General features: G+C 49.7%; 10 protein-coding genes and 1 other RNA gene. 4 read left to right on the top strand and 7 right to left on the bottom strand.

The window, feature by feature from the left end:
- Positions 1–672: 672 nt before the first annotated feature.
- The 3 genes from L6H65_RS26125 to L6H65_RS26115 form a co-directional block, all read right to left on the bottom strand.
- Positions 673–2556 (bottom strand): peptidoglycan D,D-transpeptidase FtsI family protein, encoded by a 1884-nt coding sequence (locus L6H65_RS26125; RefSeq protein ID WP_236347611.1) that lies wholly within the window; start codon positions 2554–2556, stop codon positions 673–675.
- Between the two features lie 166 nt (positions 2557–2722).
- Positions 2723–3649, bottom strand: coding sequence for a glutamate biosynthesis transcriptional regulator GltC (gene gltC / locus L6H65_RS26120; protein ID WP_236347609.1), 927 nt, complete (start codon positions 3647–3649; stop codon positions 2723–2725).
- 33 nt (positions 3650–3682) lie between these two features.
- Entirely contained in the window at positions 3683–4285 is a 603-nt protein-coding gene (locus L6H65_RS26115; protein WP_236347606.1) for a rhomboid family intramembrane serine protease, read from the bottom strand.
- Between the two features lie 95 nt (positions 4286–4380).
- Here L6H65_RS26115 and tpx point away from each other — a divergent pair, with 95 nt between their 5' ends.
- Entirely contained in the window at positions 4381–4899 is a 519-nt protein-coding gene (gene tpx / locus L6H65_RS26110) for a thiol peroxidase (protein ID WP_236347603.1), read from the top strand.
- A 76-nt stretch (positions 4900–4975) separates the two neighbouring features.
- Here tpx and L6H65_RS26105 read toward each other — a convergent pair whose 3' ends face one another.
- From L6H65_RS26105 to cshA, 4 genes are all read right to left on the bottom strand, one after another.
- Positions 4976–5368: a DUF1499 domain-containing protein gene (locus L6H65_RS26105; RefSeq protein ID WP_236347601.1), complete on the bottom strand. Its 393-nt coding sequence runs from the start codon at positions 5366–5368 to the stop codon at positions 4976–4978.
- 99 nt (positions 5369–5467) lie between these two features.
- A non-coding RNA gene (gene ssrS / locus L6H65_RS26100) (6S RNA) lies at positions 5468–5649 on the bottom strand.
- A 48-nt stretch (positions 5650–5697) separates the two neighbouring features.
- Positions 5698–6510 (bottom strand): YesL family protein, encoded by an 813-nt coding sequence (locus L6H65_RS26095; RefSeq protein ID WP_236347597.1) that lies wholly within the window; start codon positions 6508–6510, stop codon positions 5698–5700.
- 119 nt (positions 6511–6629) lie between these two features.
- Complete coding sequence (gene cshA / locus L6H65_RS26090) at positions 6630–8204, bottom strand: degradosome RNA helicase CshA (RefSeq protein ID WP_236347594.1); 1575 nt, start codon at positions 8202–8204, stop codon at positions 6630–6632.
- Positions 8205–8358: 154 nt separating this feature from the next.
- On the opposite strand from cshA, the gene L6H65_RS26085 reads away from it, so the two are divergent.
- The 3 genes from L6H65_RS26085 (at position 8359) to L6H65_RS26075 (ending at position 10906) form a co-directional block, all read left to right on the top strand.
- Positions 8359–9183: a YitT family protein gene (locus L6H65_RS26085; RefSeq protein WP_236347591.1), complete on the top strand. Its 825-nt coding sequence runs from the start codon at positions 8359–8361 to the stop codon at positions 9181–9183.
- 154 nt (positions 9184–9337) lie between these two features.
- Entirely contained in the window at positions 9338–9532 is a 195-nt protein-coding gene (locus L6H65_RS26080) for a hypothetical protein (RefSeq protein ID WP_236347587.1), read from the top strand.
- 180 nt (positions 9533–9712) lie between these two features.
- Positions 9713–10906, top strand: coding sequence for a putative glycoside hydrolase (locus L6H65_RS26075; RefSeq protein ID WP_236347584.1), 1194 nt, complete (start codon positions 9713–9715; stop codon positions 10904–10906).
- Positions 10907–11725 lie beyond the last annotated feature (819 nt).

The raw sequence follows: 11725 nt of genomic DNA, 5'->3' as shown, positions 1-11725 counted from the left end.
TGAGTACTATAAAAGCATTTGTAAGCAACGTTAGTTGGTGTCTACTTTCTTGACAGAGGTCCAATTTCCGCCTTAGGGAGATAGCCAAAGAGCATTATGCGATACCTTGGCTTCTGTAAGAGGGTTTTTCAGCTTTACAGCTCGCCTCGCTCAGCTTTTCCCTGCTGTAACACGTTATTTCCGCCTTAGGGAGATAGCCAAAGAGCATTATGCGATACCTTTGCTTCTGTAAGAAGGTTTTTCAGCTTTACAGCTCGCCTCGCTCAGCTTTTCCCTGCTGTAACGCGGTATTTCCGCCTTAGGGAGATAGCCAGAGTGCATTCTGCGATGCCTTGGCTTCTGTAAGAAGGTTTTTCAGCTTTACAGCTCGCCTCGCTCAGCTTTTCCCTGCTGTAACCTGTTATTTCCGCATATACAGCGAATATCTGGAGTGATTTTTTCAACAACCTGTCTTGATATGAAAATAGAATGTACCCCTCCTAACTCTCATTTACTGCCTATTGAAGACGTGTTTACTGACTTTTAGGCATATTTACTGACTTTAGACGTGTTTACTGACTTTTAGGCATATTTACTGACTTTAGACGTGTTTGCTGACTTATTGGCATGTTTACTGTTTATCTTACTGTCTCAGGAAGTCAGGTTGGTGTCCACAAGGTTTGCTTTTCTGCATCAGAAAGGCGCGTTCCCATGTCCGCGCCCCATTGTTGTTTCGTGCGCGGCGAGCAGGTCCATGATGCCGCGAAACAGCGCCGTAGCCTTATTCGCTGTATTTGGCGGACGATTCTCCGCCAATACAGCGACTGTGTAGCGAGGCGCGTTGACCGGGCCGTAGCCCGCAAACCACTGGTGGCTGCGAGCGATTCCGGACCGAACCGTCTCGGCAGTGCCGGATTTGCCGGCCACTGCCCAAGTGCCTTGGCGAATCGACCGCGCTGTTCCATCGCTGACGACCGCCACCATCCCGCGCAGCAGCGCGCGAGCCGTCTCCGGCGCTATGCGCCCGTATTGCGACGGCGCCGCCTGCTGTGGCAGCGCAACCATCCGCTGGCCGTTGGCATAGCGGATCTCACTCACCAGGCGCGGCGCATTGACGCGCCCTTCATGCAGCAGCGTCACAATCAAATTCGCCGCCTGCAGGGGCGTCATCCTAACATCACGCTGCCCGATGCCTGTCTGCGCCAGCTGGCCTCCATCTCTGCGAACAGGGATGGAGGCAAATAATCCGCCTGCCTCCTCCTCCTCCAGCAGCCTCAATGGCCGGCCCAAAGGGGCAAACCTCTCCGGCTCTGCCCAGCCAACTAGCCGGCCAATGCCAAGCTTGTCCGCAGCCGCAGACAGCTCCCTTGCGCTTAATCGCTCTGCAATGGTCGCAAAGGCAATATTGCATGATTGTGCGAGCGCTTCATGCATGGTTATGCGGCCATGGCCGCCCTCCTTCCAGCAATGAAGGCCGTACCGTCCATATTCCCCATCGCACTCGAAATGCTCTTCTTCCTCCGTTAAACCCGCTTCAAGCGCGGCTGCCGCAGTTACCAGCTTGAAGATTGAGCCTGGCGCCACGGCTCGAATAGCATGATTTGCAGTGTCTGTGCCTTTGGCTCCAAGCGATGAGGGGGATAGCTGCGGCCGCGATACCATTGCAATGATATCGCCATTGGCAGCATCCAGCACAACGACCGCTCCCTCATCCAGACCACTTGCATCAACGTAGGCTTCAATCTCATTTTGCAGGGCCAGATCAATTGTTGTAACAATTTGCAGCGGGTAGTAGGGATTACTCGGTCCGAGCAAACGCATATCCAGACCGTTAAGCGGCTTATTAGCCCCATCTGTATAATAGGAAGCTATCGTCGGCCCAACTCCGCGCAGCAGCCTCTCCAATGATCGTTCAAGGCCGGCTCCGCCGATTCTGTCGGTAAGCTTCATCCTGCCAGCCGCCAATTCACTGGCATACCGGATACGCAACCATTCAGGATGCTGGCTCACATACCCAATGGCATGCATGGCCTGATATGAGCCTGGATAACGATTGCGGTAAGGCATCACACGGACGCCGCCAATTCGCAGCTTCCCAATCGTTCCAAGCTGCTCAGCTGTTAATCGATGCGGGACTGATTCTCCTTTGCCTTGCCAGAAGGACGGAGCTTGCAGCTCCCTCATCCACCGCTTCAGCTCATCTGTCGGAACGCTCAGTGCAGCAGCCAGCTTCGCAATAGCTGTCGCATCCCCGCGAGCCCGCTCCTGCAGAGGAAAGATCGCCAGCGCTCGATAGGACTCTCCTGTCATCGCTTGTCCATGACGGTCAACGAAATCCCCCCGCCCGCTATCGAGCTCCAACGACTTCTCGCGCTGCGCGACTGCTTCACGACGCATATTATTCGTCCCAAGATTGACTGCGGGCGCAGAAGGCGCCAACTGCAGCCAGCCAAGTCTCACTATAAAGAGCATTAGAATAGCACTCATGCCCATCAATACTGCAAACACACGTTTTTGCCGCTGCCATCTATAGTTGACAGCTGAAGGCTTCCTATCGGAGTCATTGTGCAAGTCCAATGCGATTCCTCCTTTATATATCATCCTCCTTATTATTCCCTAAGCGGCAAGCACAAATAAGCCTCCTACGGCAAGCAAATCCACCGTAAGAGGCTTTATTATAGACAGCGATTACGAATATCGGGCCTTTAATGACAGCCAGCAGCCGCATCACCAACGCGCCGATTCATCCCTTTGGCCAGCACTTTTCACCAGCCGCCTCGCCATTGCACCCGAAGAAGTTAAGCAAAAACTTCTGAAACGCAATCGCTACTAGCGGCAGCTTCTCATTCGGTCGATGAATGAGACCGATTGTACGCGTAACACGCGGCGATCGCACCGCAACCTTCACGGGCTGCAACGGCCCTGTAGCATAGAGCGCCATCTCGGGCAACAGGCTTACTCCCATGCCAGCAGCTACCAGCCCTCTGATCGTATCCGTCTCTTCGCTCTCGAACCCTATACTAGGGGTAAAGCCCGCTTCCTTGCAAGCATCCCACACGATCGGGCGCAGCGAGTAGCCGGGACTGAACAGTACGAACGTCTCGTCCTTCAATTGGTTCAGCTCGATAGCCTCTACACCGGCAAGTGGATGATTCGGCGGCAGTATCGCGAACAGCTCCTCCGTAAGCACCTTCTCACCGATAATATGATCATGCTCCTCCGGAAAAGGAGAGATGAAAGCAAGATCAACCTCCCCTCTGATCACATCCCGAATGAGCGAAGGGTACATCCCCTGCTTGAAACGAAACTTCACATTAGGATGCAGCTTGCGAAAAGCGGATACGACAGCAGGAATGAGCGAAATACCCAAGCTATGCGGGAAACCCAGCCGTATCTCCCCCTTCTCAGGGTCAAGAAACTCCTGTACCTCTGTCACTGCCCGCTCCAGATCCTGCAAAATCGTTTCTGCCCTCTTCATGAACAGCTGCCCAACAGGAGTAAGCTGGAGATTGCGTCCCTTCTGCAGAAAAAGCTTCGCGCCAAGCTCCTCCTCCAGCTGATGGATTTGCCGGCTTACCGCAGATTGCGCAACATGCAGCTCCTCTGCCGCCTGTGTTACATGCTCTTTCTTGGCCACCTTCACAAAATAATATAATTGCCTGAGCTCCATGTCGTCCCCCTTTTCTATATTAGCGAGATGAAGTTATCGTTTGCGTTTCATTAAGTACCAATCATATCCGTAGGCGAACAGGAATCCGGCAAACAATCCTCCTACATGTCCCCACAAGCCGATTCCCGGCACGAATATCGAGAACAGCAGACCAATAATGAGGATCATATAGACGGTCTTCCTTGACGCCTGATCAAGCGTCTTCTTCATTGTCGCCAAATACAGGTAAGCCCCGTATAATCCATAGATCGCGCCTGAAGCGCCTGCTCCTGCTGTGATCGGCTCTGCGAGAGCGCTGAAAAAGTTGCCTGCAATACCGCAAATGAGATAAAACACTGCATAACGGACATGACGCAGCATCCTTTCAAGCGGAGGCGCAAAAATCAGCACCGATATCATATTGAAGAACAGATGCTCAAAGTCCAAATGCAGGAATACCGCCGTAACGTACCGCCAAGGCTCTATCATTCCATAGGGATCATAAGTGCGGTCACTATGAAAAAAACCATTATCCAGCAGCACACGACCATTCAGCGCGTCGATTGCGAACACAATCAGGTTGATCGCGATAATCGCCGCAGTTACAGGATATTGCCTTAAATATTGACCAAAGCTCTCATATCTCAAAAAAATCATACCATCACTCCTTTGCCTTGATTGGACATTAGCAATTCATTACGATTATAATAAACATGGTATCCACCACATATTACTAAGGAGGCAGTTCCCTAATGGCACAAGAACGTACAGGCGTTGCTACTTTGAAGGGCAACCCGATTACACTCGTTGGTCCTGAGCTGAAGAAAGGCGATCAAGCTCCAGATTTCCAACTGAACAAATCGCTTGTAGAGAGCGTATCCCTGAAAGACTTCGCTGGTAAAATAAAGCTCGTTAGCGTCGTCCCTTCCATCGATACTGGCGTCTGTGATGCGCAAACCCGTCGCTTCAACGAAGAAGCTGGCAACCTCGGTGACAATGTTGCTGTCCTGACTGTCAGCGCTGATCTTCCATTCGCTCAAGCTCGCTGGTGCGGCGCCGCTGGCATCGACAAGGTTGTCATGCTCTCTGATTACAAAACGAACAGCTTCGGACAAGCATACGGCGTTCAAATTAAAGACCTGTACCTCGACATGCGTGCAATCTTCGTTATTGATGCTAATGATACGATCCAATACGTTGAAGTATTAAGCGAGATGACAGAGCATCCTAACTACGAGAATGCGATTAATGCGGTGAAAGCGCTCGTATAAGCTACATACAAGCAGAGCACATAGTGCCTGCATACAAAAAGCGAGAGAAGGCATGCCTTCCTCGCTTTTTGTATTGTTATGGACCGGTGATCTTGTGAGCAGCCAGCTTGTTATCAAGTGTGCGATAAATCATAAGAATGATGCGATAATTAGAACCAAGGTCACCGAAAGAACCGCGCGAGGCAGAGTAAATGTCGACTGCCGTTGTAACGGGATTAATGGCGATAACGGAAACCGTAATATCCATCGTCCTGCCTGTTACAGTCCGTTTCTCAAGCACAATTTCCCCGACATTCGGAACCTCATGAAGCACCCTAATGCCTTGCATTTTTTTCAATGTGGAGATGATTTCTACCCATGCCTTCTCTTTGGGCATTTTATAAAAATGGGATTTAAGCAACGGATCTTTTGCTTTATCGCCAGTCAGCTCATGACTGCGCAGCAACCCAATTAGGGTGCGCTTCAACAAAGTTGATCTCCCCCTCACAGACGTCTATGTACACTAAAAGTTATCATACCATACAGCACCATATAAAAAAAAGGGGTTGCCCCCTTTTCTTGTGATTGATTGTAACCCGCCAATGCCGTCCGACTTCATTGTTTCTGAACCCGCTCTCGCAGGTGGGTGACCGCAGGAACGTTTTTGAGATCCCTTTTCGAGGGCATGTCAGCCGCGCTCCAATATTGATCTCCCGTGAAACAGCCATTGGTTCAAAACAGCGTTAGCCGTAACGAGCATCGCAGGATATATCATTATTATAGTCCGATCTGGATTAAAAGTAAACGGAAGCCAAGCAGCTATTTACTGGAATCCTGTCCCTCTGGGCCTTTCGTCAAAACCACTTGCGTCTCATTCTCGCCAGACTCATCCTTCACCTTCTCCGCTTCCGCCTCAGCAGCAGCCTCCGCCGCTTTCTCGGCCTGCAGTTGGAGCTTCAAATAAATACTGTAGAAGTTCCAGAAGGCGATGACTGCGATAAGACTTCCTGAGAAGAATGGGATAATAAACATTAATTTCGGCGAGCTGAAGCTTATGAATATAATGACTCCGCACATCACGATCGTCGATAGTGTCCGAATCGGTCTGCCTATTGTAAGCAGCACTGCATTCCGCAGCAGATGTCTCGTCTTCATATGATAATGAACAACCATGGAGAAGAAATTAATCAATGATACCGATATGAGAATCAGCAAGCCGATAAACAGGTACGAGACAAACTTCAAGGACTGCAATTCAGTCCAATAAATTTTCATATCTGCGATCAAAATACCGAGTAAGAGCACAAACACGATACCGCCGATCATGCTCTGCTTATAATTTTCCTTATAACCTCGGAAGAAGGTGCGGAGCAGCGGTACATCTGTCTCGCCCATTACCCATTTGCGAGCGACAGCGAACATTGCTGCAGTAGCAGGGAATAGCGTGAACGGGGCGACAATACTTGAAAGAATCAATGCAATTCCATGACTTTCTGTTGCTGTCGTGAAAACAGGACCTAACAGAAGGATATAAGGTGCTGAGCATAATATCCATGTTATGTTAATGACGAACAATCGCATGATCCATTCGGATATTTTGTAAAGTCCACCCATCATTCCTTTCATTTCCATTGCCCTGTTCCTCCTCTGTAGTATTGAACCAAGTCATCCTTGCATTGTGTTCATTTCTCAAAAAAACCGGGGCACCCCAGCTGATGATCAGCTGTGGGACGACCCCGGTTCTCCATTATTTATCCGTCAGAGCGTGGACGACGCACTTCACTGCGTCCTTCGCTGCTGCGGCCTCTTCCTTGTCCGTCACGATCGCGGTCACGGTTATATCCACCGCTGCTTGAGCCGGAACTGCTTCCGCTGCGGTTATATCCGCCGCCACGGTTGCTGTCGCTGCGTCCGCGTGGGCCGCCGCCGCTGCGGTTGCCGCTGCCGAATGGTCCGCCAGAGAAACGACGACCGTTCGTACGAACATCCGGTCTGCGCTTCTTCGCACGAATCGGATCTTCAGGAGTCAGCTCAATGTTGACATCCTTCTTCTCCCCGGTAATGAGCTTGATCGCAGATGCCAACAAATTGACGGAATCGTATTGTTCCAGCAATTGAATCGCAATCGCTTTGTACTCATTAATCGTTTCGTTCTGTATGAGCTCAATAAGACGCTCAGCCGTAACACGCTGTTTGCCTTCGATTGCTTCCGCAATGCTAGGCAACGGCTTCTTGGAAATCTTCTGACGAGTAACCTTCTCGATGAAATGAAGATGATCAATCTCGCGAGGCGTCACAAAGGACCACGCTGTTCCTTCTTTACCTGCACGACCTGTACGGCCGATACGGTGAACGTAGCTCTCAGGATCCTGTGGAAGGTCAAAGTTGATAACATGCGTTACGCCCGATACATCAAGACCACGAGCCGCAACATCTGTTGCAACCAGTACGTCAATGCTGCCGTCCCGGAATTTGCGCATAACGTTATCGCGTTGGTTCTGCGAGAGATCGCCATGCAGTCCGTCAGCTGTATAGCCGCGCTTCTGCAACGCTTCACTCAGTTCATCGACACGACGCTTCGTACGACCGAAAATAATCGCAAGCTCTGGCGATTCCATATCCAGCAAGCGGCTAAGTGCATCGAACTTCTGACGCTCATGAACTTCGATGTAGGCTTGGTCGATCAATGGCGCAGTTACTTGCTTAGGAATTACTGACACATGCTCCGGATTCTTCAGGAACTGTTGTGCCAGCTTCTGAATATTAACAGGCATAGTAGCCGAGAACAGCATCGTATGACGAGCTTCTGGCACGAGCGACAGGATTGACGTAATGTCATCCATGAAGCCCATATCCAGCATTTCGTCCGCTTCATCCAACACTACCGTTTGCACGTCATCAAGACGAATCGTCTTACGGTTGATATGGTCGAGCAGCCGTCCAGGTGTACCGATGATGATTTGAGGCTTCTTCTTCAACGCGCGAATTTGACGACCGATCTCTTGCCCGCCATAAATCGGCAATGAACGAAGTCCTTTGAAACGTGTAAGCTTTCCGATCTCTTCCGCAACTTGAATCGCAAGCTCGCGGGTTGGCGTCATGATCAGAGCGACAATACGCTCCTCGGTAACCGGTATCTTATTGATGAGCGGTATTCCGAATGCTGCCGTCTTGCCTGTCCCCGTTTGTGCTTGACCGATCAAATCAGTGCCGGAGAGCGCAATTGGAATGGCCTTGTCTTGAATTGGAGTGGATTCTTCGAATCCCAGCTCCGTGATAGCTTGCAGCACTTTGGCTTCCAAGCCGAATTCAGCAAATGTTTTCAAACTTCTTCAAACTCCTTCTATCTGCATCCTACAGAAAAATATACAGTTCATTATAGCACAGTTACCTTTCCGAATACCAGTAAGGTTAAAGTAGCCATACTATTTCAATCAGCTTCTAGCTTTAGGTTAACCAATAATGGCGAGGTGAAACCCTATGAGACAGGCTCTCACAACTATAATTATGCTGTTCAGCGCCCTGCTGATCGCATTCGGCTTCAACCAGCTTATCATCCCTCATGGCATGATAAGTGGAGGCGTTTCAGGCGTAACGATGATTATCGGATATGCGACAGGCTTCCACATCAGCTGGCTTTATCTGCTGCTCAACATTCCGATTTTATTATGGGGCTGGAAGTCGCTCGGCATTCATTTCGTCGGTTGGAGCATTGTGTCCGTTGTGGCAACTACTGTCGCGATGTCGCTTATACCTATTGCTCCGATCGTCTCTGATCTTGCCCTTGGCGCAATATTCGGCGGTGTTATAGTCGGCGCGGGAACTGGCCTTGCGCTTCGCCAAGGCGCCTCTACAGGCGGCGTCGATATTCTTGCCTCCATGCTGACACGCAAACGGGATATCTCCGTAGGCATGTTAATCTTCGTCCTCAACGGCAGCATCATTGCCGTCCTTGGATATATGACTGGCGACTGGGATATTGCGCTGTACTCCCTTCTGTCTATTTTTACATCGAGCAAAATCATTGATCTGCTGCATATTCGCCACGTCAAAATAACCGCCTTCATCATAACCAGCCGTTCGGAGGCACTCCGTATCGCCCTGCTCCCCCTCCAGCGGGGAATAACCGTCATACGGACACGCGGCGGTTATTCCGATATTGAGAATGATATGCTAATGACCGTAACAACAAGGTATGAATTAGTGGAGTTGCGCAAAATCGTAAAAAAAACGGATCCCACAGCATTTGTCAATATTGTGGAAACAGTCGGAATTATGGGGGACTTTCGAAGACCCTCGCAATAACGGCAGGCTGGATAGCTGTCTCCCCGGCATACATGGATTTTTTGCTTGCCTCTAGGTTTTTTCGGTGGCTACTGCTATAATATAACTGTCCCGAGGTTAAAGATTTCATGCCATACAGTTTTTGCCCTCCATTACGATGAAAGGGTGATGCAACATGGATATGGAAACAGTAAAACTATCGCGGATCGTAGAAAGACTGGTTCCCGAGCTTGTGCCCTTTCTCACGCAGCGTGAGCTGAACCTTTCAATTGTGCTGCGAGATGGATTGGGTCTGCTGGAGCCGCAGGATGCGATGGAGATTGTGCAGCACAGTATTTGCGAGTATCAAAAAGAAGTGCTTATGCAATAGTCATATTACAAGGTGGGCGAGAACGGATTCCGTTCTCGCTCTTCTTTTTGCCCACCATTCTCATTTCGGTATGTTTTCCCAGCAGCCTAACTGTGTAAAATCCTACAAAATACCTCTGTGCCTCTTCAACGATCTGCTTTATAATCTAGAGTACAGAGCAAACAGGGAGAGAGCAGAATAATGGAATTTATACTATCATTTATGTTATTAATGTTTCAATCGATTACCGGCATTGATCCTGCCACGATTGGAAGCGGTGCCGGAGGTCAGTTGCCAGGCCAGCCGCCAGCCATCGTTCAAACGCCAGACGGAACTCCCGTCAAGCCAGGCGGAGAGCAAGCGCCAGGTGAGGGAACGGCTCCAATGAAGAAGGACCCTCAGCCGGACGCGCCTAAAGTGAAGGGCGTATATGTCACCGCGCACAGCGCAGGCGGTTCCCGAATGGAGACACTGCTCAAGCTAATGGATGACACTGAATTGAACAGTATGGTTATCGATATCAAGGATGATAACGGTTATATTACGTATCCGACTGAGAATGCCGATATGCTCAAGCTGGGCGAAGCAAAGAAGTACATTAAGGATATGAGCGCATTAATGGAGCGATTGAAGAAGCATGAGGTCTACCCCATCGCCCGCGTTGTTGTATTCAAGGACACCGTATTGGCTCGCAAGCATCCTGAGCTCTCCTTTACCCGCAAGGATGGATCCGTGTGGCAGAATGGGAGAAAGGAAAGCTTCGTCAATCCATACATGAAGGAAGTATGGGATTACAATATCGCTGTCGCCAAGGAGGCCGCCAAGCTTGGCTTCAAGGAAATACAATTCGACTATGTGAGATTCCCGGAAGGGTTCGAGAATAAGGCAGATTCACTTGTCTTCACCAAGACAGGCGAAAGCCGTGTAGACGCAGTAACCGGCTTCGTCAACTATGCGAAGGAGCAATTGGAGCCGCTTGGCGTCCGCGTATCGGTCGACATATTCGGATATGCTGCATCCGTGCCGGCAGCTGAAGGAATCGGCCAGGATTTTGTCAAAATATCCAAGCGTGTCGACGTAATAAGTCCAATGGTATATCCAAGCCATTACAGCACCGGCTGGTTCGACGTGAAGGACCCTGATAAGGACCCTTACGCTGTCATTAAGGGCTCCATGATTGACACCCATAAGAAGCTTGATCCTATTGGCTCCTATAAGCCGATCATCAGACCGTGGATTCAAGACTTCACGGCAAGCTGGCTAGGCAAAGGACACTATATCAAATACGGCAAAGCCGAATTGGATGCTCAAATTAAAGCGCTTCGCGATACGAAGGTTGAAGAATACTTGCTGTGGAATGCAGGCAATAAGTACACGCCCAACGTCAACTATTAGGTTCAAATGTTCCGCCGCTTGCTTCATGAACTTATCGATATAATAAATGACATATTAATCGTCAGCAGCCTAACAAAAAACCTGCAAGCAGTCGGTCATACCGATAGCTTGCAGGTTTTTTATATGTATGTTGCAACAGGCAGGCAAATCGCTCACACTCCATCCACAGCGGCTACCAACTGCTACTAACTGCTACTAACTGCTACTAACTGCTGCTAACTGCTACCAACTGCTGCTAAATGCTGCTAAATGCTGCTAAATGCTGCTAAATGCTGCTAAATGCTGCTAAATGCTGCTAAATGCTGCTAAATGCTGCTAAATTCTGATAAATACTGTAATATCGTGGTCAACCGACCGCCGTCATGCAGCGAAACACCGTGCGCTGGGAGCTGCAGCTGCGCGCGGTGCGAAACAGTCAAACCACCATCTTGACGCCTCGCCAGCTCGCAAATAATCAAACTGTAGAGAAGGCCAATCGAGGCACTCACTTGCCGTAAGACGGAAATGTCGTGTTACAGCACGGAAAAGTGCCGTGAGTTGCGCTGGAAGACTGAAAAACCCGCTTACAGCTGACAAGATGTCGCAGAATCCCCTTCAGCTATTGCCGTAAGACGGAAATGTCGTGTTACAGCACGGAAAAGTGAAGCGAATCGCGCTGAAAGACTGAAAAACCCGCTTACAGCTGACAGATGTCGCAAAATGCTTGTAGACTAGAAAGTAGACACGCTGTATCAGCGACCTGTTACAATAAAAACAAATGAAAAGGTCGAGGTGTGTCATGGGCGATATCCGTCAGCATTTTGATGAAGAGTTCAAGCG

The sequence above is a fragment of the Paenibacillus plantiphilus genome, assembly GCF_927798095.1.
Lineage (GTDB): Bacteria > Bacillota > Bacilli > Paenibacillales > Paenibacillaceae > Paenibacillus_Z > Paenibacillus_Z plantiphilus.
The sequence above is the reverse complement of the archived record's forward strand: the minus strand, read 5'-3'. Positions and strand labels throughout refer to the sequence as shown.

What these genes read in the sequence shown, in the direction of transcription:
- L6H65_RS26080 (WP_236347587.1), top strand. Translation starts at nt 9,338, where the DNA reads ATGGATATGGAAACAGTAAAACTATCGCGGATCGTAGAAAGACTGGTT.
- L6H65_RS26095 (WP_236347597.1), bottom strand. Translation starts at nt 6,510, where the DNA reads ATGGAAATGAAAGGAATGATGGGTGGACTTTACAAAATATCCGAATGG.
- tpx (WP_236347603.1), top strand. Translation starts at nt 4,381, where the DNA reads ATGGCACAAGAACGTACAGGCGTTGCTACTTTGAAGGGCAACCCGATT.
- L6H65_RS26115 (WP_236347606.1), bottom strand. Translation starts at nt 4,285, where the DNA reads ATGATTTTTTTGAGATATGAGAGCTTTGGTCAATATTTAAGGCAATAT.
- L6H65_RS26085 (WP_236347591.1), top strand. Translation starts at nt 8,359, where the DNA reads ATGAGACAGGCTCTCACAACTATAATTATGCTGTTCAGCGCCCTGCTG.
- L6H65_RS26075 (WP_236347584.1), top strand. Translation starts at nt 9,713, where the DNA reads ATGGAATTTATACTATCATTTATGTTATTAATGTTTCAATCGATTACC.
- gltC (WP_236347609.1), bottom strand. Translation starts at nt 3,649, where the DNA reads ATGGAGCTCAGGCAATTATATTATTTTGTGAAGGTGGCCAAGAAAGAG.